General features: G+C 71.8%; 28 protein-coding genes and 1 pseudogene. 10 read left to right on the top strand and 19 right to left on the bottom strand.

The window, feature by feature from the left end:
• Window positions 1-70: 70 nt before the first annotated feature.
• From ACWC5C_RS03130 to ACWC5C_RS03120, 3 genes are all read left to right on the top strand, one after another.
• The gene (locus ACWC5C_RS03130) at window positions 71-640 is read left to right on the top strand and encodes a helix-turn-helix domain-containing protein (protein WP_450873264.1); all 570 of its coding nucleotides are present in this window, start codon (window positions 71-73) and stop codon (window positions 638-640) included.
• 86 nt (window positions 641-726) lie between these two features.
• On the top strand, window positions 727-1197 hold the full coding sequence (locus ACWC5C_RS03125) for a TIGR03618 family F420-dependent PPOX class oxidoreductase (protein WP_450873103.1): 471 nt from the start codon (window positions 727-729) through the stop codon (window positions 1195-1197).
• Window positions 1198-1212: 15 nt separating this feature from the next.
• Window positions 1213-1482: a hypothetical protein gene (locus tag ACWC5C_RS03120; protein ID WP_450873101.1), complete on the top strand. Its 270-nt coding sequence runs from the start codon at window positions 1213-1215 to the stop codon at window positions 1480-1482.
• Window positions 1483-1488: 6 nt separating this feature from the next.
• Here ACWC5C_RS03120 and ACWC5C_RS03115 read toward each other — a convergent pair whose 3' ends face one another.
• The 5 genes from ACWC5C_RS03115 to ACWC5C_RS03095 form a co-directional block, all read right to left on the bottom strand.
• Window positions 1489-2796 (bottom strand): cytochrome P450, encoded by a 1308-nt coding sequence (locus ACWC5C_RS03115; RefSeq protein WP_450873099.1) that lies wholly within the window; start codon window positions 2794-2796, stop codon window positions 1489-1491.
• A 52-nt stretch (window positions 2797-2848) separates the two neighbouring features.
• Window positions 2849-3631 (bottom strand): sugar phosphate isomerase/epimerase family protein, encoded by a 783-nt coding sequence (locus ACWC5C_RS03110; protein WP_450873097.1) that lies wholly within the window; start codon window positions 3629-3631, stop codon window positions 2849-2851.
• A gap of 157 nt (window positions 3632-3788) precedes the next feature.
• On the bottom strand, window positions 3789-5090 hold the full coding sequence (locus ACWC5C_RS03105; RefSeq protein ID WP_450873095.1) for an RNA-guided endonuclease InsQ/TnpB family protein: 1302 nt from the start codon (window positions 5088-5090) through the stop codon (window positions 3789-3791).
• Between the two features lie 263 nt (window positions 5091-5353).
• Window positions 5354-6499 (bottom strand): mandelate racemase/muconate lactonizing enzyme family protein, encoded by a 1146-nt coding sequence (locus tag ACWC5C_RS03100; RefSeq protein WP_450873094.1) that lies wholly within the window; start codon window positions 6497-6499, stop codon window positions 5354-5356.
• A 24-nt stretch (window positions 6500-6523) separates the two neighbouring features.
• Window positions 6524-7513: a hydroxyacid dehydrogenase gene (locus ACWC5C_RS03095; protein WP_450873092.1), complete on the bottom strand. Its 990-nt coding sequence runs from the start codon at window positions 7511-7513 to the stop codon at window positions 6524-6526.
• Between the two features lie 105 nt (window positions 7514-7618).
• Between ACWC5C_RS03095 and ACWC5C_RS03090 the strand changes: the two genes are divergently transcribed.
• Window positions 7619-8533 carry a LysR substrate-binding domain-containing protein gene (locus ACWC5C_RS03090; RefSeq protein ID WP_450873090.1) on the top strand — a complete coding sequence of 305 codons (915 nt, stop codon included), beginning with the start codon at window positions 7619-7621 and terminating at the stop codon, window positions 8531-8533.
• Here the strand turns inward: ACWC5C_RS03090 and ACWC5C_RS03085 are convergent.
• The 7 genes from ACWC5C_RS03085 to ACWC5C_RS03055 form a co-directional block, all read right to left on the bottom strand.
• Window positions 8481-9734: an MFS transporter gene (locus ACWC5C_RS03085; protein ID WP_450873088.1), complete on the bottom strand. Its 1254-nt coding sequence runs from the start codon at window positions 9732-9734 to the stop codon at window positions 8481-8483. The genes ACWC5C_RS03090 and ACWC5C_RS03085 overlap by 53 nt on opposite strands.
• A gap of 30 nt (window positions 9735-9764) precedes the next feature.
• On the bottom strand, window positions 9765-9890 hold the full coding sequence (locus ACWC5C_RS03080; RefSeq protein ID WP_450873086.1) for a hypothetical protein: 126 nt from the start codon (window positions 9888-9890) through the stop codon (window positions 9765-9767).
• 22 nt (window positions 9891-9912) lie between these two features.
• Complete coding sequence (locus tag ACWC5C_RS03075; protein ID WP_450873084.1) at window positions 9913-10932, bottom strand: protein-L-isoaspartate O-methyltransferase family protein; 1020 nt, start codon at window positions 10930-10932, stop codon at window positions 9913-9915.
• 95 nt (window positions 10933-11027) lie between these two features.
• Window positions 11028-11450 (bottom strand): lasso peptide biosynthesis B2 protein, encoded by a 423-nt coding sequence (locus ACWC5C_RS03070; RefSeq protein ID WP_450873082.1) that lies wholly within the window; start codon window positions 11448-11450, stop codon window positions 11028-11030.
• Window positions 11447-11740, bottom strand: coding sequence for a PqqD family peptide modification chaperone (locus ACWC5C_RS03065; RefSeq protein WP_450873081.1), 294 nt, complete (start codon window positions 11738-11740; stop codon window positions 11447-11449). The genes ACWC5C_RS03070 and ACWC5C_RS03065 overlap by 4 nt, the downstream gene beginning before the upstream one ends.
• Window positions 11724-13553, bottom strand: a complete 1830-nt coding sequence (locus tag ACWC5C_RS03060; RefSeq protein WP_450873079.1) for an albusnodin/ikarugamycin family macrolactam cyclase — start codon at window positions 13551-13553, stop codon at window positions 11724-11726. The genes ACWC5C_RS03065 and ACWC5C_RS03060 overlap by 17 nt, the downstream gene beginning before the upstream one ends.
• Before the next feature lie 94 nt (window positions 13554-13647).
• Complete coding sequence (locus ACWC5C_RS03055) at window positions 13648-13779, bottom strand: lasso RiPP family leader peptide-containing protein (RefSeq protein WP_450873077.1); 132 nt, start codon at window positions 13777-13779, stop codon at window positions 13648-13650.
• Between the two features lie 196 nt (window positions 13780-13975).
• Between ACWC5C_RS03055 and ACWC5C_RS03050 the strand changes: the two genes are divergently transcribed.
• The gene (locus ACWC5C_RS03050; RefSeq protein WP_450873076.1) at window positions 13976-15352 is read left to right on the top strand and encodes a hypothetical protein; all 1377 of its coding nucleotides are present in this window, start codon (window positions 13976-13978) and stop codon (window positions 15350-15352) included.
• A gap of 20 nt (window positions 15353-15372) precedes the next feature.
• Here the strand turns inward: ACWC5C_RS03050 and ACWC5C_RS03045 are convergent, their stop codons facing one another.
• A complete protein-coding gene (locus ACWC5C_RS03045; protein WP_450873074.1) occupies window positions 15373-16620 on the bottom strand; it encodes a Bcr/CflA family multidrug efflux MFS transporter in 1248 nt (415 codons plus the stop codon).
• A 117-nt stretch (window positions 16621-16737) separates the two neighbouring features.
• Between ACWC5C_RS03045 and ACWC5C_RS03040 the strand changes: the two genes are divergently transcribed.
• A complete protein-coding gene (locus tag ACWC5C_RS03040; protein WP_450873072.1) occupies window positions 16738-17214 on the top strand; it encodes a MarR family winged helix-turn-helix transcriptional regulator in 477 nt (158 codons plus the stop codon).
• Window positions 17215-17238: 24 nt separating this feature from the next.
• On the opposite strand, the gene ACWC5C_RS03035 is transcribed toward ACWC5C_RS03040, so the two are convergent.
• Window positions 17239-17817, bottom strand: coding sequence for a TetR/AcrR family transcriptional regulator (locus ACWC5C_RS03035; RefSeq protein ID WP_450873070.1), 579 nt, complete (start codon window positions 17815-17817; stop codon window positions 17239-17241).
• A gap of 90 nt (window positions 17818-17907) precedes the next feature.
• Here ACWC5C_RS03035 and ACWC5C_RS03030 point away from each other — a divergent pair, with 90 nt between their 5' ends.
• The 3 genes from ACWC5C_RS03030 (at window position 17908) to ACWC5C_RS03020 (ending at window position 19004) form a co-directional block, all read left to right on the top strand.
• Window positions 17908-18354 (top strand): anthrone oxygenase family protein, encoded by a 447-nt coding sequence (locus tag ACWC5C_RS03030; protein WP_450873068.1) that lies wholly within the window; start codon window positions 17908-17910, stop codon window positions 18352-18354.
• A gap of 87 nt (window positions 18355-18441) precedes the next feature.
• Window positions 18442-18642 (top strand): SCO3870 family protein, encoded by a 201-nt coding sequence (locus ACWC5C_RS03025; protein WP_450873066.1) that lies wholly within the window; start codon window positions 18442-18444, stop codon window positions 18640-18642.
• Between the two features lie 86 nt (window positions 18643-18728).
• Window positions 18729-19004, top strand: coding sequence for a DUF6087 family protein (locus ACWC5C_RS03020; RefSeq protein ID WP_450873064.1), 276 nt, complete (start codon window positions 18729-18731; stop codon window positions 19002-19004).
• A 183-nt stretch (window positions 19005-19187) separates the two neighbouring features.
• Here the strand turns inward: ACWC5C_RS03020 and ACWC5C_RS03015 are convergent.
• Both ACWC5C_RS03015 and ACWC5C_RS03010 read right to left on the bottom strand, forming a co-directional pair.
• Window positions 19188-19424 (bottom strand): annotated as a pseudogene (locus ACWC5C_RS03015) (alpha/beta hydrolase); the annotation flags it as partial.
• Between the two features lie 23 nt (window positions 19425-19447).
• Window positions 19448-20071 (bottom strand): TetR/AcrR family transcriptional regulator, encoded by a 624-nt coding sequence (locus tag ACWC5C_RS03010; protein WP_450873063.1) that lies wholly within the window; start codon window positions 20069-20071, stop codon window positions 19448-19450.
• 87 nt (window positions 20072-20158) lie between these two features.
• Here ACWC5C_RS03010 and ACWC5C_RS03005 point away from each other — a divergent pair, with 87 nt between their 5' ends.
• Window positions 20159-20860, top strand: a complete 702-nt coding sequence (locus ACWC5C_RS03005; protein WP_450873061.1) for an NAD(P)-dependent oxidoreductase — start codon at window positions 20159-20161, stop codon at window positions 20858-20860.
• A 169-nt stretch (window positions 20861-21029) separates the two neighbouring features.
• Here ACWC5C_RS03005 and ACWC5C_RS03000 read toward each other — a convergent pair whose 3' ends face one another.
• The 3 genes from ACWC5C_RS03000 to ACWC5C_RS02990 are packed head-to-tail and all read right to left on the bottom strand — an operon-like array spanning window position 21030 to window position 23445.
• The gene (locus ACWC5C_RS03000) at window positions 21030-21581 is read right to left on the bottom strand and encodes a cysteine hydrolase family protein (protein ID WP_450873059.1); all 552 of its coding nucleotides are present in this window, start codon (window positions 21579-21581) and stop codon (window positions 21030-21032) included.
• 17 nt (window positions 21582-21598) lie between these two features.
• Window positions 21599-22996, bottom strand: coding sequence for an MFS transporter (locus ACWC5C_RS02995; RefSeq protein WP_450873058.1), 1398 nt, complete (start codon window positions 22994-22996; stop codon window positions 21599-21601).
• Window positions 22993-23445 carry a MarR family winged helix-turn-helix transcriptional regulator gene (locus tag ACWC5C_RS02990; protein ID WP_450873056.1) on the bottom strand — a complete coding sequence of 151 codons (453 nt, stop codon included), beginning with the start codon at window positions 23443-23445 and terminating at the stop codon, window positions 22993-22995. Before ACWC5C_RS02990 ends, ACWC5C_RS02995 begins: the two co-directional genes overlap by 4 nt.
• Window positions 23446-23468: the final 23 nt, after the last annotated feature.

Genomic DNA, 23468 nt, shown 5'->3' with positions numbered 1-23468 from the left:
CAGATCGACCGGTCGATGTCAATAAAACGACCGCACGGTGCATTCAAATAGCCCGAGGATGGGTGAGCAGATGGTGGAGACGGCCGCAGCCCTGCGGACGGTCGCGCACAACGTCAGGGCGGCCCGCACCCGCGCGGGGCTGTCCCTGGAGGAGCTGAGCCGCCGCGCCCAGGTCAGCAAGGGCGCCCTGGTGGGTCTTGAGAAGGCCCAGGGCAACCCGAACCTGGCCACCCTGGTCCGGCTGGCCGACACCCTCGGCATCTCGGTGTCCGACCTGATGCAGGGGCCGCCCGAGGGCCGCGTCCGCGTCGTGGCGGCGGACGCGGTGGCTCCGCTGTGGACCACCGAGGAGGGCAGCGAGGCCCGGCTCATGCTGACGACCTCGGGCCCGTCGCCCGTCGAGGTCTGGCGCTGGCGGCTGGCACCGGGCGAGGACTACCCCAGCCATCCCCACCAGGCCGGGGTCGTGGAGACGGTCAGCGTCACCTCCGGCCGGATGACCCTGGTCGTGGACGGCACCGAGCACCCCGTCGAGGCCGGGGAGACCGCCACGTTCGACGGCGACGCCCCGCACACGTATCGCGGCGCGGGCACCGAGATCTGCACCCTGATCATGACGGTCCACCTGCCGCCCGGCTGAGCGCCCCGACCGAGCGCCCCGACCGAGCGCCCCGACTGAGCACCCCGGGCCGGAATGCCGGGCGGGGTGCGGCAGTTGATCACGGCATGACACAGACCCCGGGCCCGCGCCCGTTGACCGACGAAGCCGCCTCCGCGCTGCTCGCCGCCCAGCAGTTCGGCACGCTCGCCACCGTCAAGCGCAGCGGTCATCCCCACCTGACCACCATGGTCTACGGCTGGGACCCCGAGGCCCGCATCGTCCGGTTCTCCACCACGGCGGACCGCGTCAAGGTCACGCATCTGCGCCGCGATCCGCGAACGGCGGTGCACGTACAGGGCGGTGACCCGTGGTCGTTCGCCGTCGCCGAGGGCGAGGCCGAGATCTCCGAGGTGACGACGGCCCCGGGCGACGCGGTCGGGCGGGAGCTGCTGGCGATGCTGCCGGAGACGGCGAAGCCGCAGGACCAGGACGCCGAGAACGCGTTCCTGGAGCAGGCGGTCGCCGAGCGCCGCGTCGTCATCCGGCTGAAGGTGGACCGGCTGTACGGCACGGCGCTGGACTTCGACGGACGCTGAGCGGACAAGGCGAGCATGGACCACGATGAAGAGACCATCTGCCGGGTCTGCGGCTACGACGACGCGGTGTACTGGCAGGGCGGCTGGCCGACCGAGGTCATCTGCCCCTGCTGCGGCAATGAGTCCGACGTCGGCGACGCCAGCGTCATGGCCGTGCGCAACTACCGGGGTTACTGGGTAGGGCAAGGGGCCCCGTGGAACGACACGTTGGAGGGCCGTAAGCAGATGGAACAGGGCTGGGATGTCCTGCGACAGCTGGCGAACATCCCGCCCCAGTGGCGCTGAGCGCCCTCACCGTACGGCCGTGATCGTGGCGGGCATCGGGCCCTCCGGGCGGACCGTGATCCCGAAGACGGTCGACGTCGGGGTGGCGTGGAACGACGGCACGAACGCGGGCAGCAGAAGCCCCAGCAGCGCCGTCATCTCCCGCATCGCGAACTGCGCCCCCAGGCACGCCCTGGCCCCGAGCCCGAAGGGGAAGTACGCGCCATGCCGGGCGGACCCCCGGCCGTCGTCCGCGAACCGCGCGGGGTCGAACCGCTCGGGCTCCGGCCACAGGTCAGGGTCGCGGTGGGTGAGGTACGGGCAGACCAAGAGGTCGGTGCCCGCCTCGACGCGGTATCCGGCGACGGTGTCGTCCTCGGTGGCGTGGCGCGGCATCAGCCACGCCACCGGATAGAGCCGCAGGGTCTCGGAGGCGAGGGCCCGCAGCGCGGTCTCGCGCTCGGGTGAGCCCTCGGGGCCCGCGTCCAGGGCCCAGCGGCGGGCCTCCGGGTGGCGGTCGAGCAGCAGATACAGCCAGGCCAGCGTGGTGGCCGTGGTCTCGTGCCCGGCGGTCAGCAGCGTGACCAGCTCGTCGCGGATGAGCTGGTCCGTGTACTCGGGACGGCTCTCCCCCGCCTCCACCAGGACGCGCAGCAGCCCGGGGCCGTCCGGTCCCGCCTCGCCCCGGCGGGCCGCCGCGATCGCCGCGAGGGCGACGGCGTCGATCCGCGCGAGGTCCGCCGCCACGGTGGCGCGCAGCTCGGCCAGGTCGGACGACGCGGAAGGGGTCGTCGGGAGGGCGGCCCCGACCGCCTCGACGGACGCGAGTTCACGGTTGGTCTCCGCGTCGAGCGGGTGCCCGGTGAGCGAGCGCCAGATGGTGTCGAGGGCGAAGAAGCGCATGTCCTCGCGGACGTCGGTCGGGGTGCCGGTACGGGCGGCAGCGGCCCAGCGGTCGGCGGCGCGCCGCGCGGCGGCGTCGATGCGCTGCTCGTAGCGGCGGATGCCCGCACCGGTGAACTGCGCCTGCAGCAGACGGCGTTGACGCTTCCACGGCTCCCCGGAGGCCGAGAGCACCCCGTCCCCGACCAGCACGCGCGCCCGGTGCGAACGCTTCACGTAGCGGTCGGGGTGCAGGGCGAGGACGTGCCGCACCGCGTCCGGGTCGGTGACCAGCACCGTGGGGCGCGGGCCGAGCGGTACGGCACTGACCCCGCCGAGCCCGCGCGCCTCGGCCAGCAGGTCGACCACCGCCCCCGAGGCGGCCTTCCACCGCTTCACGGCGGCCGGGTCGAGTAACGGAACGGGGACGCCCTGCGGGGCTGTGGTGGCCAATGCGCTCTCCTGCTCACTCGTCGGACGCACGGAACAACGACGGTACGCCGCATCAGGCGGCGCGCGCCGCCGCGAGGTCCGCGACCAACCGCTCCTCGACCGGAACGCTGGGGTCCGAATACTGCCCGGACAGGCAGACGGGCCCCGCGTAGCCCAGCTCGGCCAACTGGCCCAGCGCAGCCGACCAGTTGGCGAGCCCTTCCCCTCCCGGTACGAACCACGGCTTCCAGTTGCCGCCGACCGACTCACCGGGCGGATCGACCGGAACGTACGTCGCGTTCTTCAGGTTGACGATCCCCAGCCGCCCCGCGCACAACGGCAGCGTCACCCTCGGATCGTCCCCCGCCAGCGCGTCGTGGGCCGCGTCCCACACCACCTGGAAGTGCTCCACCGGCAGCCCGTCGAGCAGGTCCATCACCCCAAGCGCCGACGAGACGAACCGCCCGTGGTGCGGCTGCACCCCGACCCGTACGCCGTATCGCTCCGCGAGCGGCGCGGCGGCCTCCAGGCGCTGCCGTACGCGCCGTACGGAGGCGGCGTAGCCATCCGGGCCGAGTTCGGCCATGACGCGGATCATCGGCACACCCGCAGCGGCGCACCCCGCGAAGACGGGCTCGCCGAGGTCACTCGCGACGCTGATCACCTCCACCCCCTCGGCCCGCAACCGCGCGGCGAACGAAGGCAGCAGCCGTTCGGCGGCGGCCGGAGTGACATGAGCGCCGTCCCGTACGGGGACCTCGGCGCCGGAGAAGCCCAGCCCCGCGACGAGCGTGCCCAGCTCCTCGCCCGGCAGCCGGGACCAGGGCTTGGTGAAGACGGACCACAGGAATGTCATGGGTCAGCGGCCTCCCAGTCCGCTCATGGTGATGCCGCGCACGAACCACCGCTAAGTGCGGAAGTTGGACACGGCCAGCGTGGCGATCGCCGGAACGGCCACCGGGATGATCACGCAGGTGAACTCGTCCGTCAGCGGCGCGCAAGTGAACCCCACGTCATCGGTTCGGTACGGGACGGAGGATGGATACCGGCCTTGTCCAGCAGCGTCTTGTTTTGACGTGCTCCCCGGTCTGAAGTCCGGGGATTCCTGCCACGGTCGCGTGACCGTCTGGGTGGCTTCCTGCTTCAACGCGCTGTGCCGGGACTTTCGCCCTGGCCTTACCTGCGCTCTGCGAGGCGTTTAGCCTGTCCGCCCGTCCGGCGGCCAGGGTGTTCTTCGAGGCGTTGTGGTCACGGTCGTGGACGGTCCCACACCCGGCACAGGTCCATGTGCGGACGTGGAGGGGCTTGGGACCGCCCTTGACGCCGCACACGGAGCAGACCTGCGAGGTCGGCTCGAAGCGTCCGATCTTCCCGAAGTACCGGCCGCACCGAGCCGCCTTGTACTCCAGCATGCGCACGAACGACGACCACCCGGCGTCGTGCACGGACTTGGCCAGCCGGGTCCGTGCGAGACCGGATACCGCGAGGTCTTCCACATACACCGCTTGGTTGTCACGGATGATCTGCGTGGAAGCCTTGTGGTGCCAGTCTCGCCGCCGGTCGGCCACCCGGGCATGCTGCCGCGCGACCCGGATACGGGCCTTCGCCCGGTTCTTCGACCCCCTGGCCTTCCGGCTGAGATCGCGCTGTAACCGCTTGAGCTTCTTCTCCGCGCGGCGCAGGAACTTCGGGGAGTGGATGCGGGTGCCGTCGGAGAGGACGGCGAAGGTGGACAGTCCCAGGTCGATGCCGACCTCGGCGCCCAGCTCGGGGAGGATGTGCGGTTCGGTGTCCACGACGAAGCTCATGAAGTACCGGCCCGCACAGTCTTTGGTGACGGTCAGGGAGGTGGGTGCAGCCGGAAGGGGCCTGGACCAGGTGACCTTGATGGTGCCGACCTTGGCCACATACACCGTGCCGTTGTCCTGGAGGGAGAAGGCATTGGTGTTCAGGCGGATGGACTGCCGGGTGTCCTTCTTCGTTTTGTAGCGGGGCGGGGCGATCATGCGGCCTTTGCGTGTGCCCTTGAGGGAGTCGAAGAAGTTCTTGTAGGCGGCATCCAGATCGCGCAGGGACTGCTGGAGCACGACCGCCGACACCTCGGCCAGCCAGGCGCGCTCGGTGGTGCGCTTGGCCTGGGTAATGCGGTGCCGGGACAGTTCGGCCGATGTCACATAGGGCAGCCCGGCCGCGTGTGCTTCCTTCCGATCGCGCAGGCAGTCGTTCCACACCACCCGCGCACACCCGAACGCCCGCGCCAGCGCGCGGCGCTGCGGGCCGTCCGGGTAAACCCGGTAGTTGTAGCGGAGCTGCATGAACACCACCATATTTCGACCTCATGGATAATGAGGATGAATGCCACGATGGCGGGCATATAGTTTCGGTGATGCACGTTCACTTGGCCTTTGCGACCAAACGCCGACATGGAGTGTTCAGCAACAACGTCCGCTCTTACCTCCAGCTCTTCGGGGATGCTCGGCCACATGGACCAAACGCCGTGCCCGGCGGCGGGAACAGCTGGAGCTGGAAGAAGACATCGTCGTCTCCTCGCTGGATGGACGGTGCTCAGACGAAGGGCCTAGGCGAAGGCCAGGTCCAGGGACTCGGCGCGGATCCGCTCCTCGTCCACCTCGACACCGAGCCCGGGGCCGGTGGGGACGGTGGCGGTGGCGGAGGTGATCTCCAGTTTGTCGACATAGAGATCTGACAGGAGTTCGGGCCCGTTCAGCTCGGCGGGCAGCGCCAGCTCCAGCTGGCTGAAGAGGTGCAGGGCCGCCGCGAAGCCGATTCCGCAGTCGGTCAGCCCGCTGGCCAGCACCTCCAGGCCGCCCGCCTGGGCGACATGGGCGCTCTTGAGGGCGTTGCGGATGCCGCCCGCCTTGCAGATCTTGATGACGACGAGATCGGCGGCGTCCAGCCGCATCGCCCGCGCCACGTCCTGGGCGGTGAAGCTGCCCTCGTCGATGGCGACCGGGAGGTCGATCATGCCGCGCAGCCGGTGCAGCGCGAGGGTGTCCGTGCTGGGTACGGGCTGCTCGACGCACGCGATGCCCGGTACGTCGCGTACGGCGTCCAGCAGCCGCTTCAGCGCGGCGGGCCGGTACGACTGGTTGGCGTCGAGCCACAGCGGCTTGCCCGCCGCGACCTCCGCGACGGCCTCCACGGCGGCGGTGTCGGCGGCGAGATCCCCGCCGATCTTCACCTTGTACGCGGCGTAGTCCGAGGACATACGGGCGTGCTCGCGCACGGCGGCGGGCGACCCCACGCCGATGGCCGAGCAGAGCGGGATCTCGTCCCGCGCCTTGCCACCCAGCAGGGCGTGGACCGGCAGGCCGACCAGCTTGCCCGCCGCGTCGTGCAGGGCGATGTCGACGGCGGCGCGGGCGAACGGGAAGCCGTTGGAGACGGCGGGGCTGAGCCGCCGGTTCGCCCTCGCGTGGAACAACTCGACGTCGAAGGGGGTGAGTTCGAGCAGGATCGGGGCCAGGTGCCGCTTGATGATCACGGCCATCGTCTCGGCGGTCTCGTAGCTCCAGCTCGGCAGCGCCCGCTGCTCGCCCCAGCCAACGACACCGTCCTCGGTGGTCAGCCGTACGAAGATCACCGCGCCTGCCTGGTCCGGAGCGGCCTGGTCCGGTGTGCCGACGACTCCGCTGCCGAGCACGAACCGCCGGGCGAAGGGTACGGCCACGGGGAAGACCTCGACCGCCGTGATGCGCGACATGTGCAGGTCCTTTCGGCGAGAGGCTCAGGCGGCCGTCGGCCACGCGGCGGGATCCACGAAGCTGGGCCCGCGCACGCCCTTGTCGAGCCAGTCGGCGACATCGGCGAGCACATATCCGGCGAGCGCCAGATGCCCGTCCACGGTGTCCCCCGCGATGTGCGGGGAGAGCAGCAGGTCCGGGCAGCCGAGCACGGCGGCGTCGAGTACGGGCGGTTCGGGGTCGAAGACGTCCAGCGCGGCGAGCAGCCTGCCCGCGAGAACGTGTTCCAGCAGCGCGACCTGGTCGACGGCCGGGCCGCGCGAGGAGTTGACGACGATGGTGTGGTCCGGCATCGCCTCGATGAGCGCCCGGCTCACCAGCCCCCGCGTCTCCGGCAGGTCCGGTACGTGGAGCGAGACGAACGGGCAGCGCAGCGTCTCCTCAAGCCCGGCCGTCCGCACGCCGAGCGCGGCGGCCCGCTCCTCGCCGAGGTACGGGTCGTACACCACCACATCGCATCCGAACGGCCTGAGCAGCGTGATCAGGGCGCGTGCGGTGGAGCTGGCGCCGAGGATGCCCACCGGGCGGCCCGCGAGTTCGCCGCCCCGGAACCCCGTCTGCTTCCAGCCCCCGCCGCGCACGGCCGCGTCGAACCGGGGCAGGCGGCGGGCCAGGGTGAGCATCGCGGCGAGGCAGTACTCGCCGACCGACCAGGCGATACGGCCCCCGGCGGAGAAGACCGCGACGCCCCGGTCCAGCACCTCCCGTTCGATGAGCTTCTTCACCGACCCGGCCGCGTGCGCGACGACCTTGGGCCCGCGCCCGTCCGCCCAGAGCGAGGCGTCCAGGTGCGGGGTGCCCCAGCTGGTCAGCAGGACGTCGCAGTCGGCGGCCAGCGCCGCCACGTCATCGGCGGTGAGCCGGTCCCCGGCCCACACCGCCCTCTCGTAACGGGTCTCGATCAGGCGGGCGGCGTCGGGACCGCAGACGTCGGCGGCGCGCTCAGGGGTCATGGCGACAGCGATTCTGGACAACCTGGCTCCTCGGAGGCGGACGGCTGTGCGCTGGTGGTCCTGACGGTAGGACGTGGCGTTATGCGCGTCCAAGCCCGATTTCGCATGGCGCGATACCTTGACGGCATGGACCTTTCGCTGCAACAGCTGCGCGGCTTCGTCGCCGTAGCGGAGGAACAGCACTTCGGTCGGGCCGCCGAGCGGCTCAATATGACCCAGCCCCCGCTGACCCGGCAGATCCAGGCCCTCGAACGGTCCCTGGACGTCGTCCTCTTCGAGCGCACCGGCCGAGGCGCCCGCATCACCGCGGCGGGCACGGTCCTCCTCGAACACTGCCGCCGGGTCCTCGCCCTGCTCGACGCCGCCCCCGTCGCCACCCGCCACGCCGCCGAGGGCCGCACCGGCACCCTGCGCCTCGGCTTCACCGCGATCGGCGCGTACGCGATCCTCGCCGATGTCCTCGACCTGGTGAAGCGCCGCATACCCAATGTCGCGGTCGAGCTGTCCGAGCTGGTCAGCCCGGAGCAGTTCACCGCGCTCGGCGATCTACGGATCGACCTGGGCCTCGTCCGGCCACCGATCCCCGAGGGCTACGCGTCCGTCCTGATCCACTCGGAGGACCTGGTCCTCGCGGTCCCCGCCGCCCACGCGCTGGCCGAGGGCACCGCGCCCGTCCTCCTCTCCGAGGTGACCAACAACTACATCGGCTACAGTCCCGAGGGCTCGCGCTATCTCCACGACATCTGCGCCGCCATGATCGGCGTCGACCGCTACGCCGTCAGCCAGCTGACCTCGCAGGTGCCGACGATGCTCGCCCTCGTCCGGGCAGGCCTGGGGTGCGCGCTGGTGCCGCGCTCGATCATGACGATGGGCGTGCACGGCGTCCGCTACCGCGAACTGGCCGCCGCCGACGCCCACTCCGTCACCCTCCACGCCTGCTGGAGCCCGGACAGCCCCAACCCCGCCCTCCACCGCCTGACCGACGCCCTCAGCCGCGAGCGCCCCGGCGGTCGGGCGACCGAGGAGCGGCGGACGGGCTGACCGCCGAGGTCTTCGGCGGCCGCCTTCCGGTGAGGAGGGCCGCGAGGGTCGCTGCCGCCATCGCGGCGGACATCATGGTGAAGCCCGCCGAGAAGGTGGCCACTTGGGCCGCCAGGCCGAGCAGGAGGGATCCGAGGCCGGTGCCCGCGTCGTAGCCGATGTTCCAGGCGACGGATGTGAGGTGGCGGTTCTCCGGGCCCGCGTGGTCGAACGCCTGGACCAGGGTGACGCTTTGCAGCCCTCCGTACGCCACGCCCAGCAGGAACAGCCCGGTCAGGAGCAGCGGGGTGGTGACGGGCTCCGGGCCGACGGCCAGGGCGATCAGCAGCAGGCCCGCGCTCGCGGCCAGGGTGAGGACGCAGGTGATCGGGCGCGGGGCGATCCGGTCCGCCAGGGATCCGCAGCCCCAGCGGGCCGCCGCGGCCGTGGCGGTGAGGGTGAGCAGGCACGCGGCGGCCAGCGCGGGGGTCGCGGTGAACTGGGGCGCGAAGGTGAGGACGGCGCCGCCTCCCGAGGTGACCAGCAGCAGGACGGCCAGCGGCAGCGCGATGCGCCGGAGCACCGCAGACGTGGGAGCGGCGGACCGGGGACGCTCATCGGCCGGGGCGGCGGGGCCGTCGACACGGGCCGCGACCGCGCGGCCGAGCGCGGGCGTCCAGGGGAGGGCGAGTACGGGGAGCACCCCGCAGGCGACGATGGCCGAGAGGGCGAACGCGCCGACCAGCCAGGGCGCCGCCGGGGTGAGGACGACCTGGGGAAGCGCGACGGCGAAGCCGTACAGGCCGATCGCCGCTCCCTGCCGTCCGCGCGGGGCCAGTGCGGCCGCCGCGATGGATCCGCAGACGGTGATGATCCCGAAGCCCGCCCCGCGCAGCGCCGTGGTGAGCAGGATCGGCGGCAACTGGTCGCTGAGCGCCTGCAGCGGCGCGGGCAGGCCGAGCAGCAGGGCGCCGAGGGCGAGCGTGCGGGTCCAGCCGAGCGTGCGCAGGGTGGCGTTGACGCAGAGTTGCGCGAGCACGGTCGTGGCCATCAGGACGGCGGTGACGAGCCCGGCCCCGAACTCGTCGGCACCACCGCTGACGGCCCACGCCGGGGAGACGGGCAGCAGGAGCGCGAACCCCGAGAAGCAGCAGAGGACCACCATCAGCAGCTGCGGGATGCCGGGCGCCCCTATGACGGATTCCTTAGGCCGTTGAGTCATACACCTAAGCTTGCCCTCTATCGGGGACCGCTAGGACCGGCCCTCACCCCGTACGGGCCACAGGTGCACCGCGACCGCCGCCCCCGCCGACGCCGCGATGGCCAGGGCCTGCCGGAGTGCCAGCGCTTCCAGCGCGTGAGGGGCGCGTTCGGCCACCTGACGCACCTCATGAGCCTGCTTACCGGGTCAGGCGCAGGTCCCAGCCCGGCGCTTCGCCGGTGGCGGGGGTCAGGAGCGGGGTGTAGGACTCGCGGGCGGGGCGTCCGGCAGCGGTCCAGTCGGTGATCCAGCCGCGCAGGATGGCCAGGGAGGGGGAGCTGGGAGCGTCGGCGAGGATGCGGCCGTCCTGGGTCAGGACGGCCGCCGAGTCCGGGTTGCTGTGGCCGAAGGCCAGCAGCTCCGGGGCGAGGCCGACCATGGTCATCCCCGGGGCGTCGGTGGCGGCCGCCCAGTACTTCCACAGGGCCCAGTCATCCACCACAGTGCCGACCGGCTCGCTGTGCGCGGGCGTGAGAAGGCGGTCGAGGATGGCGCGGGCCCCGGTGTGCCGCCAGTCGTCCTGGTCCCGCCAGGTGACGGAGATCCAGGAAAGCGCGGGGTGGCGGTGTTCCCAGTCGACCCAGCGGCCGGGCAGGTCGAGGTCGGCCTTGGGGGAGGCGGTGGCCTCGATGTAGCCGCCGGTGGCGATCGACTCCACGGTCGGCTCACCACCGGTGACGCGGATGCGCGCGACAACCGTCAGATACGGAAGGGATGCGACCGGCAGCGGGACGACGATGACCCCGCCGTCGACGAGCTGGTCCACCCACAACCGGGGAAGCAGCGGCGGGGTGCACCAGGCCACGATCCGGTCGAACGGGCCGCGTCCGGTGGAGGCAGCGGTTCCGTCGGTGTTGTAGCAGCGGATGTTCGTCAGGCCACGGTCGTGGTGAATGAGGTTGGCCCAGCGGGTCAGATAGGGGTCGATGTCCAGGCTGGTGACCTGCCCCCTGGTGCCGACGAGCTGGGTGAGCAGGGCGCCGGAGTAGCCCGAGCCGGTGCCGACCTCCAGCACGTTCATGCCCTCGGCGACGTCAAGGGTGGTCAGATCGCGGTGGATGACGGCCGGGTTGGACCGGTGCACGGTGTGGCCGCGGCCGTCATGGTGGGTGTAGTGGCGCTCGGGCACGCTCGCGGCGACGTCAGCGACGGGAACCACAGGGCCCCTCCTTCGAGTGGATGGACGAACTCGTGTCCTTCAACTCCTCCGGGCGGGTGAAGGACACGCCGGAACTTCCGCCCGGAATCGACGGGTCAGAGCGTCAGCACGGTGTGGTGGTGCCACCCGCCGGTGGTGTACTCGCCGACGGGGCCGTGGCCGGGCAGTTCGGCCCAGGCGTGGTACTCGGTCGGCGGCGGCGCGAAGCGCGCCCCCAGGCACCAGTCCAAGCGGCGCCCGAGCAGCGCGGCCGCCAGGACCGCGCCGAGCGAGGTCTCGGCACACGCCATACGCCCCGGCCACAGGTGCCCGGTGTGCCGCACAGCCGCGACCACGGCTTCGGCCCGGGCGGGTGCCAGAGGGCGCCGACCGACGCGCCGGGCCCACCGTACGGAGCGGACCGTGTGCCGGAACGGCAGCCGCAGCAGCACCAGGGCCAGCACAAGACCGAGGGCGGCGGCGCACCGCTCGGCGGGCGTGCCGGTGCGGACGGTGGCGTACGCCTCGATGCTCGTCACCGCCACCACCTCCACCAACGACGCTGCGGCGCAGGGCGGGCGACGGTCAGTCCCTGGGCGGTGAGCGCGTCGGCGACGGTGCGGACGTCGGCGGCCGCGTGTTCTGTGGTCAGGCCATAGCGGTCGGCGTACCGCTGAGCGGCTTGCTGCTGGGTGTCGCAGGAGAGCAGGAGCAGCACCGCGGCGGTCGCCGTGGGCGTCAGGTGCGTCCAGCGTCCGGTGCGCTCGTCCAGGATGGCGCCTCCGGCGTCGGTGAGCGCCGGATGAGCGCCCTCACGCAGCCGCCACATGGTCGGCCACCTCCCACCATGACGGGGCGCTGTCCAGGTGCCGGAGCCAGATCTCGGCGGCGACCACCAGGTGCACGGCGGCCTGGGCGGTCGGCTGCCCGGCGGCGGCCCTCGCGAGCATCGCCGCGACGGGGGCTTGGCTGACCAGACCGAGCGCCGCCAAGCGGGAGTTGGGGCCCAGCAGGTCCAAGAGCACAGACGTGTGCCGGGTCAGACCCGCGTACGCCAGCGCGTTGAACCCTCCCTTCGTGATCCGGGTGAGGACGAAGTCCGGCAGTACGCCGGTGCCGGTGAACGCGGCGGCGAGCAGCGGTTTATACCGCCCGGGCGCGCCGCGTTGGTCGGCCGGGACGGCGAGGCAGGCCCGGATGACCTCGTTGTCCAGATACGGCGCGGACAGCTCGATGCCGTACTCGGCGAGCGCGATCTGGCGCAATCCACTGGTGTTCGCCCCGACCCGGGCCAGGTCCTGGCGGTCCGACCATTCAGCCAGGCGCACCGGCGCATGGGTCAGTTCCTCGGCGGCGCGGTCGAGGGCGTCGGCCAGGAGCTGCCGCACATCGCGGCTCATCCAGTCGGCCGTTGCCAGCAGCGGCGTCCACGCGAGCGGCCGCTGCGCCTGCGGCGCCCATTCCCTCGCCGGGCCGCGGAGTTCGGCGCCCAGCTCACGCCAGGTGCCCGCCAGGTCCGTCCGGGCCGCCGGGCGCGCGCGGCCCCACACGGCGCGCGGGGAGGTGTGCCGCAGCCGCGCGTGGCCGAGCGCGTGCCGCATTGCCCGGCGTCGCTGCCGCTCGCGCAGCAGGTCGGCCAGGTACGCCGATGGCGCGGACAGCACCGCGTCCCCGGCTGCCCCGCTCAGGTGCACCCCTGGCCCCTGGGCGACGACGGTGTCCAGCACCGCGCGCTTGATGGAGGCGGTAACCACGTACGCGTTCGGCGCATCGGTGAACGGCAGGCGGGCGAGGTCTTCCAGCCCGGCGTAGTACACGATGTCCGCACCCCCTAGCACCACCTGGTGCCGCAGCCCAGGCGTCGCGGCCGCTGTGCGGCGCGCGTAGGCGAGGTCATCGTCGCGCAGCCGCTCGTCGGCGAACGTCACGGCCGTCACCAGCCCGTGCTGCCGCGCGGCGAGGCACGCCAGCGTGGTGGAGTCCAGCCCCGCCAGGTCCGCGCTCACGGGCCCGCCCTCAATGCGGGAGGCGACCGCCTCGGTGAGCGCGGCCCGCACCAGGGGGGCCGCCTGCTCCAGGTCCACCGGCGCATACGTGGTGGGTTCGTACGGCTCGACGCGCGCCCCCTCGGGGGTGATCAGCAGCAGATGACCGGTCGGCACCCGCGTCACGGCCCGGAACAGGCTGCGGTCGGCGAGAACATCGGGCTGGCCGAACGCCAGGTGGGCTGCAAGGGCCGTCGGATCGACCGGTGCGGCGTCGAACGCGGCAAGGGGCTGGGCGGCGGTCGCCCACCAGGTCCCGCCCGCGTGCTGGCGGAAGTAGACCGAGTGCTGCCCGGCCAAGTCCCCGATGACCGCGACGGTGTCGTCGCTGCGGGCCAGCGTGAGGTACGAGCCGGGCCAGCGCGTCAGCGCCCGCCAGCCCCGGGCCCTGACCACCGGAAGCGCCTCCCGCACCTGCCGCGCGCTCGCCCCGCAGTGTCCGACCACGGCCAGCGCCGCCCCCGCCGCGGCGGCCGTGAGGACGCGGCCAGCGGGCCAGCCCACCGACCACACCGACCCCAGCCCCGGTACCGCCGTCCCCTTCACCGGCCGCCGATCCGCCGCCGGACCGCCTTCCCACCCCGTACACCATCGCATCGCACCCTCCCGACTGTCCGTATGGCCGCTGTTGCGGAAAGCACCGGTGCCGGGGTACGGCACATGCCGCACCCCGGCCCCAGGCACCCGTCGATCAGGTGGAGACCTTGTACTCGCTCTCGTCGGCCGTGTCGAAGTTCGCCGTGCCCAGCGTCACCTCGACGACGTTCCCGGCGTCCAGCACGACCGGCGGCTGGTAGGCCGGGGTCTGCGCGGTGTGCTCCATATCGGAACCTCCTTCGTGAACCGTCCCTGGCGCCCGGGATGGACGCGCGGCGAACGGCGTTGACCGCACCGGCAGTTCGGCGGATCGCGGAGCTGGTCCGCCGCGCACCGGGCATGACGAATAGTCAACCGCCGGTAACCCTCCGTCGGTACGGTTGGGCCGGATAGATGGGTATACGAGGTATACGGGAGCGGTCATGGTCCAGCGCTTGCCGAACGTCAGGCTCCGGGATGCGGTCGCGGAATCGGGGTGGACATACGCGGCGCTCGCCCACGCGGTCCGCCACGTCGCAGCCGAGATGGGCGAAGCCCTGCGGACGAACAAGTCGACTGTGGACCACTGGATCGCCGGGGCCACGCCCTCAGGACAGACCGGCCGCTACCTGACGATCGCGCTCTCCCGTCGCCTGGGACAGACCTTGACCCCGGAGGATCTGGGCCTGCCGCTTCCGGCCGGCTGGGAGAATGACAGCATCGGACTGTCCATCGCAGACGACCCGCTGGAGGCCTTGATGCCGATCTGGAGGGGCGACCTGGGCCGCCGGAGTCTCCTGTCCGGCGCCGCGTACTCGGTGGCCGCCGCCGTCCTGCCGCTGGAGCACGTCACCGATATCGCCTCCCGCGCGGCCAAGGCCCGCACCGGCGCCGTCGTCGGGCACGCGGACGTCCGCGCGGTGCGCGACATGGTGGCGATGTTCGCGGTGATGGACGAGCGCCACGGCGGCCAGCACGGCCGGTCCGCCCTGGTGCAATACCTGATGTCGGACGTCGCCGCCCTGTGCCGGGGCCGGTTCAGCTCCGAGGACGACCACCGTCACATGCTGTCCGCCGCCGCCGTGGGCGTACACCAGGCTGGTTGGCGGGCCTACGACGCCGGAGAACAAGGACTCGCACAGAGGTACTACCTCCAGGCGTACGCCCTGGCCCACGAGTCCCAGATCACCGGACACGACGCGTTCGTCATGCGGACGATGTCCCAACAAGGCATGAAACTCCACCGGCCCGAACATTGCCTGGCCCTGGCCGCCAGCGCGGTCGACAAGACCCGCGGGCGAGTCGACACCCAGACCGAGGCGCTGTTCGCCGTCACCCACGCGCACGCACTCGCCGGGGCGGGCCAGGGCCAGGAGGCCGTACGGGAACTCAAGCGCGCGCGGACCGCCCTGGACTCGGCCAAAGGCGACGACGTACCGTCCTGGGCGCTGTCGTGGGGGCCACCGGCGGCCACCGTCCACTCCCGAACGGCGAAGGTCTTCGAGACGCTCGGCGACCAGCGCCGGGCCGCAGCCATGTACGGGACGGCGGCGGCGAGCCGACCACCGGGCACCTACGCGCGAATCGTCGCCCTCGACCTCGTCGCGCAGGCCGAGATGCAGGCCGCCCAGGGCAGCATCGAGCAGGCGTGCGCCACTTGGGGCCGGGCGCTCGACCACATGCACGGTGTGCGGTCGAGACGCACCCGCACATCAGTGAACAACCTGCGCCGCGACCTCTCCCGCTTCCGTACCCGCGGACTGCGATGCGCCGCCGAACTCGACGAACGCGCCCGCGACTTCCTCATCGACTACCGCTGACTCCTCCGCAGGGGGCGCGGTTACGGCATGCGGTTCTTGGCGGCCTCACCCCGTACGGGCCACAGGTGCACCGCGACCGCCGCCCCCGCCGACGCCGCGATGGCCAGGGCCATCGGCAGGGCCGCGCCGTTGCCGCCGAGCCCCGCCAGCGGTCCGGCGATGCCGCCCAGCGCGTACTGGAGCAGGCCCAGCAGCGCGGACGCCGTACCGGCCATCTCGGGGTGGCCGGACATCGACAGGGCCGTGGAGTTCGGCATGATCAGGCCGATGCTGGCGACCAGCGCGAAGAGCGAGACGAGCACGGCGGCCACGCCCAGGTCGGCGAGTACGGACAGCAGCAGCGCGCCGCCGCCCGCCGCGCACAGCGCGAGCCCGGCCCGGAGCAGTGCGGACGGCGAACGGCGGCGCAGCAGTCGGGCGTTGCCCTGCCCGAGCACCGCGATGCCGAGCGCGTTGACCGCGAAGACGATGCTGAACTGCTGCGGGTCCAGGCCGTACGTCTTCTGCAGTACGAAGGAGGACGCCGAGATGTACGCGAACATCGCGGCGAACGCGAACCCGCCCGCCAGCGCGGGCCGTACGAACCCCGGGTCGCGCAGCAGCGCGCCGAAGCTGCCGACCGTCTGCCCGAGCCCGCCCCGGCGCCGCCGCGCGGGCGGCAGGGTCTCCCCCACGACGGCCAGGGTGGCCGCGAGCAGCACCACGCCGATGACCGCGAGGACGACGAAGACCCCGCGCCAGGACGTGAAGCGCAGCAGCTGCCCGCCGAGGACCGGCGCGAGGATCGGCGCCAGCCCGTTGACCAGCATGAGGAGGGAGAAGAAGCGGGCGGCGGCGGTGCCCTCGTAGAGGTCGCGCACGATGGCCCGGCTGATCACGATCCCGGCCGCGCCCGCGATCCCCTGGACGGCCCGCAGCCCGGTCAGGGCCGTGACGTTCGGCGCGAAGGCGCACAGCACGGACGCCACCAGATACCCGGCGAGCCCGATGAGGAGCGGCACCCGCCGCCCCCACCGGTCGCTGAGCGGTCCGGCGATCAGCTGCCCGACGGCGAGGCCGATGAGGCAGCTGGTCAGGGTCAGCTGTACGGCCGCGTCCGGTACGGCGAAGTCCCGCGCGAGGGCGGGCAGCGCGGGCAGGTACATGTCCAGCGACAGCGGACCGAACGCCGACAGCGCCCCCAGCACGATGAGCAGCCGCAGCGCGCGGGGCGGGGGCGTCGGCGCGGATGGGGTCGAGACGATGGGCGACGTAGCGGCGGTGTCCATATGCGGCAGCGTAACGAAATCACTGACTGCTCAGCAATTGACGAGTCAGTGATTTACGCGGCACTAGACTGCCCGCCGAGATCACGGGCGAGATCCATACGGGAAGGCAGGCACGCCATGGGGGCACGGAAGCGCACCGCCGCGGACGCGGCCCGCGGGCCCCTCGTCCACGAGTTCGGCCTGCTGCTGAGGGCGGCGACCCACCTGGAGCAGCGCATCAACGCCGCGATGCGCGCGGAGTCCGGCATCAGCCACGTGATGTTCGAGGTGCTGATCCGGCTGTGCAAGAACCCCGGCGAACAGGTCTCCCAGCGCACCCTGTCCGAAGACCTCGTCCTGACCAGCGGCGGCGTCACCCGCCTGATCGACCGCATGGAGGAAGCGGGCCTCGTCCGCCGCGCCCCCTCCCCCGACGACCGCCGGGTGACGCTGGTCGAGGCGACCCCGGAGGGCGAGAAGACGTTCGTGCACGCGGTGGACGTCCACGCCCGCATCGTGGAGCGCTACTACGTAGCCCCCGTGACCGCCGACGACCGCACCCGCCTCGCCGCCTCCCTGGAACGCATCACCACAGCCCTCCAGACCGAGGACTAGCCCGGATCCGCCGGGGACGGTACGTCAGACCACGGCGAGCCGGTCCACCAGCAGCTCCACCCTCCGCTCGGTGTCCTCCCGTGGCTGCCGCCCCGACCGGGCCAGGGTCGCGAGGCCGTGCAGGGCCGCCCAGAACAGCTCGGTGAACAGCCCCGGGTGGACGCCCTCCCCGGCCACCTCACCCAGACTCTCCAGCAGCGCGGCGAACGCGTCCTTCAGCGGCTCCGGGGTGTCCTCCTGCGCGAACACCAGACCGCCGTCGAGCAGGAACATGGCGTCGTAGACCGCCGGGTGGGACTCGGCGAAGCCGAGGTAGGCGCGGGCGAGGGCGGCGACCCGGGCGCGCGGCCCGTCCGCGGCGGAGGCCGAGGCCCGCACGACCGCCGCCAGTTCGGCGGCACCTTCGAGGGCGACGGCGCCGATGATCTCGCGCTTGCCACGGAAGTGGCTGTAGAGGACGGGCTGGCTGTATTCGATGCGCTCGGCGAGCCGACGGGTGGTGACCGCCTCCCAGCCCTGCTGCTCGGCGAGTTCGCGGGCCGTCGTCACGATGAGGCGCTCACGGTCCGCCCGTTCGCGCTCCTTGCGTTCCTGTACCGACATGATCCGACTCTATCACCGCTAGACAGGCGAGCGGCAGCAGTTCTAGTGTTGCCTCACTGCCTAGCATCGCTAGACCCCGGGAGGGTCATCATGCTCACCGCACTTGAGGTCGTCACCATCGTGGTCGTCGGGGTGATGGTGGGGGTGGAGTTCGCCGTCGCCTTCGTCATCAACCCGATCCTCAACGCCCTCCCCGAGGACAGCAGCCAACTCGGCCGCGCCCACGGGGCCCGGATGCTCGGCGCCGTGATGCCGGTCTGGTACATCGGCTCGCTCGCCCTCGTCGCGGCCTGGGCCATCGCCGGATGGCACCACGACGGCGTCGGCCTCGTCGTCACCGCAGGCGCGCTGCTGATCCTCAGCGTGATCATGTCGCTCCTGCTGCTCGTCCCGATCAACAACCGGAGCAAGACGTGGACCCCCGAGAATCGGCCCGCCGACTGGGAGCAGCAGTCGAACCGCTGGGACCGCTTCCACTACGTCCGCGTAGCCGTCATCGTCGCCGCCTTCACCCTCCTGGCCACGGCCCTCGCCTGACCCCGCGGTTATGAGGCAGCGGGGAGTGATTCATCGTGCATGTAGCCTCGGCTTGATCTATCGCCTTATGGCTTGGAGGAAGCCCGCATGAAGAAGACACCCTTTGTCGCCATGTCCGCCGCAACCACCGTGCTGGGCACCGCGCTTGGTGCCCTCGCGCTCCAGCTGCGCGACTCGGGCTACGAGCAGTACGTCGAGTCTGTGGCCACCTTCAGCATCCTGATGTACGTCACTGCGGCGCTGGTCATGGTCACGTGGATACGGGACGGTCGGCCGCAGGCCAAGTGAACTCGGCCTCCGGCTCGGCGGGCCCGTGCGGCGGGTCTCGCCGCCGTACGGGCGACCGGGGTCTCGGCCTGAGAGCATCGGGCACCATGGGCAGACATTCCCGGCCAGGACCACCGAACCAGCCGTCCCGCCCGGTCCCGCGCGTCGACGCGAGCGATCCGCTCGCCGCGTACGACCGGCGGCGGCAGCCGCCGCTGGACGTCTGGCGGCGACACCGGCCGCTGCACGGAGGCGGCGGTCATGTCCGGCCCGACGAGCCGCGCGCCCTGGAGGAGTGGGACGGCTTCGCCTACGTCCCCGCCGGGACCGCCGACAACCTCGCGGCCGCCCGCGCGTGGGCGAACGCGACCTCCGGCGCGTAGGACAGGCCCCGACGGCACCAGCCACCCCGGCCCGCACCACCGGCCCAACACCCGGCCCACCGGGGCCCTGGGGGCCCGCCCCCGTTTCGCCCCACTCGCCGCGCACGACCAGCAGCGCCAGCCACCCCTGGGCCGCCGGGGGGCTGGGGGCTTGCCCCCAGTTTCGGGAAGGGGCGGGGTTGGGGGGCCGCTGGTGACGCTGCCGTGGCCGTGCCCCTCGCAGGTGAGGAGCACGCCGCCACGGCCGGGCTGCCGGGCCACCGAGACCGCCCACGGGTGGCCGGTGGCGGGGTCGTGCAGCGCGTTGGACACCAGGATCGGCGGGGCACCGGATGCGTCCAGGCGATGCTGCGGGTTGGCGGTCGGCGCACCCAGACACGCCGCTGCCATGTGGATCGGGGGCACATAAGGCAGGTCGGGCCACCGCAATGCGAATCCGTCCCCTAACGGCATAGATCTCCTCGATCCAGACGTACCGCGGTGATGAGGATGTCCTTGAGCCATGCTTCGTAGTCTTCAGGGGCCCAGTCGGCGTCGATGACGAGGCTGTCGTGGACGTCGGCGCTCATCAAAGCGACGGCGATGTCCACGGCTTTGGGGTGGACGCCGCAGCCGGTGGCGCGGACGCGCTCGATGACCGTCTCGACCCCGAGCCTGTTCCGTCGCGCTCCCTCCGCCTGGGTGGTCGCGATGTCCGGGGAGACCACGGCGCCGGTGTTCAGCATGGTGACGATATCGCCACAGCGCTCCCGCACCTGGCGGCTGGCCCTCGCCAGCAGTCCCAGCAGGGCGTCGGGATCGGTCAGCTCCCCCGCCTCGGCCATCAGCTCCGGCAGACCGGCTTCCTCGTCCATCAGGTCGACCAGCCCGTTGAGCACCCCGGCCTTGGAACCGAAATGCGTGTAGATGGTCTGCGGCGCGACACCGGCTTCTTTGGCGATGGAACGGATCGGCGTGCGGGCATAGCCATGTTCGGCGAACAGCCCGCGCGCGGTGGTGAGGATCGTGCGCAGCGTGAGCGCCTCGCGCCGGTCACGCAGCCGGACGACTCCCGGCAGATCCGCCATGTGTATGCTCCCAACTAGAACATCGTTCCAGACATTGGAATGATGTTCTGCAGACTATCAAGCTGCCACAGGAGGCGGGAGAACCGCATGAAGCTCGTGGTTTTCGGGGCGTACGGCCCCACAGGACGGCTTGTCACCCAGCGGGCGCTGGCGGAGGGCCATACCGTGACGGCCGTGACCCGGCGGCCCGAAGCCTTCCCGATCGAGGATCCGCGCCTGCGGGTGGCGGGCGCCGACGCGCTGAACGCGGCGGCGGTGGATGAGGTGGTGGCGGGCCATGACCGCGTGGTGTCGACCCTCGGCGTCCCGTACACCAAGGAGCCGGTCACCATCTACTCGCAGGGCGCGCGGAACATCCTGGCGGCGATGAACCGGCACGGCCTGCGGCGGCTGGTCTGCGTGACCTCGATAGGCGTGCACCCCCAACTCGCGCCCGACGAGAAGTTCTTCTTCCGCAAAGTGGTCGGGCCGCTCCTGCTGTCGATGGGACGCCCGCTGTACGAGGACGCGCGCCGCATGGAAGGGATCGTGCGCGCCACCGATCTCGACTGGACGATCGTCCGCCCCTCAGGACTGTTCGACGCCACGACGGTCACCGACTACCGCATCGCCGTCGCGCCCGAGCGGCTGCCCGGCATGTTCACCTCCCGCGCCGACCTCGCCGACGTGCTCCTGCGCGAAGCCACCGGCGATCAGCACGTTCGCGCCTGCATCGAGGTGATCACCACTCAGGGCACCCCGAGCTACGCCCGCGTGTTCCTCAAAGAGGCGCTGCACATCGGCACATGAGACCGTCACAGCCTCGGCCCGCGCCCGGGCCCGCCGGGGGGGCTGCCCCCAGTTCCGATCCGCTCGCCGCTCACGACTACCGGCCCAACCATCCGGGGCCGCCGGGGGGCTGGGGGCTTGTCCCCAGATTCGGGAAGGGGCGGGGTGGGGGAAACAACCCCCCGAGCGGTCAGCCCAGCGTCGCCGCCCACTCCCCCACCGTCGTCACCTCCGCCTGGCGCGGAAAGACCTTCTCCGTCAGCACCCGGTGCACCTCCTCGTCCGTGTCCGCGCAGCCGTCGGCCAGCACGGTCAGCTGGTAGTCGAGGTCGGCCGCCTGGCGGAGGGTGGACAGGACGACTCCGCTGGTCGCGACGCCCGCCAAGACGAGGTGGGTGTGCCCGCCCGCCCGCAGCACCATCTCCAGGTCGCTCCCGGCAAACGCGCTGACCCGCCGCTTCGTGATCACGACCTCATCGGTCCGGGGCTCGACATCCGGGTGGATGGCCGCTCCCGGATCCCCGAGTGTGAAGGCGCCCTCCGGCAGCGCGCCGAACGTCTTGTTCCGCCCCGCCACCTCCGGGTGGCCCGACCGGAAGCCGACCACGACGTGCAGAACGGGGATTCCGGCGTGACGAGCCGCCTCGACGGCCTGAGCCAATCGCGGCAGGTAATCGGGGGTGGCGATGCGGTCCACGATGCTCTTCTGGATGTCCATCACGAGCAGTGCGGTGTTCGACATGACAGTTGCGTCTTTCATCAGGAGGTAGTGGACGAGCCGATACGGCTCAGCGAGCGATCCGCGACCGTGATCGCCAGAAACAGACCGGCGACCGCGAGCATGAACCACGCCAGCCCGTGCAACCCCCCGGTATCCGCCCGCGCGCCGAAGAAGACGCCATTGGCGCCCGAGGCAACCATCGCACCGAGATAGAGGAACGTACGCAGCAGCCCCGCCGAAGACCCCATCCGCTCCGCGTCCGCCTGGTGGTACACCGCGTTCTGCAGCGCCAGGTTGTTCAGCCCCTGCGGTACGCCCGCGACCACCGCCACAGCGACCAGCAGCCACACCGGGCTGTCCCCCCGAAGCAGCAGCACCAGCAAAGCCACAGCGATCTGCCCCACCGCCCCCACCAGCAGCTTCCCCCGCACCGCAGCCCGCCGCCCCGTCGCCGTGGACACCGCGATCCCCGCCAGGAACAGCGGCAGTTGCGCCAGCCCCGCCTGCGTCGCGGACAGCCCGCGCCCCTCCTGGAGCCACTGGGTGTACCCGTACAACAGCACATACGACACGATCGCGACCAGAAGCATCCGCGCATACGTGAGCAGAAGCGGTACGTTCCCGCCCAGCACCCGCAAGTCAATGAACGGCTCCGCCACCCGCAGCTCCCGCACCGCGAACCCGGCCGCCGCCACCACCATCAGCACCGGCAAGTACCACCGCGAGGCCCCCGGCTCCATCAGGAACAGCAGCAGCGATACGAGCATCGCGGCGAACAGCGCCATCCCCGGCAGGTCCAGCCCGGCAGGCCCCTCCCGGCGCGGCGGCCGGGTCTTCGGCAGCCGCAGAAAACCAAGCAGCAGACCGGCGGCGGCCAGCGGCAGGTTGACGGCGAACGTCGCACGCCAGCCACCCAGCCCGATCAGCAGCCCACCCAGGGACGGGCCGACGACCGCCACGGTCTGGTTGGCAACAGCAAGGGCGGTCAGCACCCCGGCCGGGCTCTCGTGGCCCGTACGCCGCGCCTCGCTCCGGATCAGGTACATCGACGCCGGATACCCCGCGCAGGTCCCGAACCCGAGCACCACCCGCGCGACGATCAGCGTCGCCAGGTTCGGCGCCAGTACGCCGATGAGCCCCGACAGCCCCGTCAGCGCGGACCCCAGCAGGAACAGGCGGCGCGGCCCGTACAGATCGATCAGTCGCCCCACCACCGGCTGCCCTATCGCCGTCGCCAGATACAGCGCCGACACCAGCCAGGCCGTCTGCGACGGCGGAGCCCCGAACGCCGCCCCGATCGGCACCAACGACACGGAGACTATGGACGAGTTGACCGGGTTGAGGATCGACCCCAGCATCATCGGCGCGAGCAGCCTGCGGTCGAACCCGCCGCCCGCCTGGGGCTTGGTGGTACGTCGTATGAGCCGTGTGATCATGCGTCGCTGAGCCGGTCGAGCAGGGCCAGCGAACCGAGAATGGCCTGCCGTTCGTCCTCGGTGAAGCCGGATTCCAGGGCCTGGGACAGCCACTCCTCGCCCGCGCGCTGCTTGTCCTCCAGGAACGCCTGGCCCGCCTCGCTCACCGAGATCAACTGCCGCCGCCGGTCATCCGGATCGGGCCGTCGCTGGATGAAACCCCGCTCATCGAGCGCGCCGAGCGTCATGGCCATGGACTGCGGCCGTACGCGCTCGGCGGTCGCGAGGGCACTGGCCGAGGAGGGCCCGTCCCGCCTGAGCCTGCTGAGTACGGACGTCTGGGTCGGCGTGAGCCCTTCCGTGTCGTACGACTCCCGGAACCGCCGCCGCAGGCGGCCCACCACGACGCGGATCTCGTGCGCCGCGCGCACGGAGGACGCGGACATGCCGGATTGGGGGGTCTCAGCCATACCCCCACCGTAATTTCGTCAGT

This window comes from Streptomyces sp. NPDC001700, from assembly GCF_053596435.1.
Note: the sequence above shows the minus strand (reverse complement) of the source record. Positions and strands in the feature narration are given on the sequence as shown.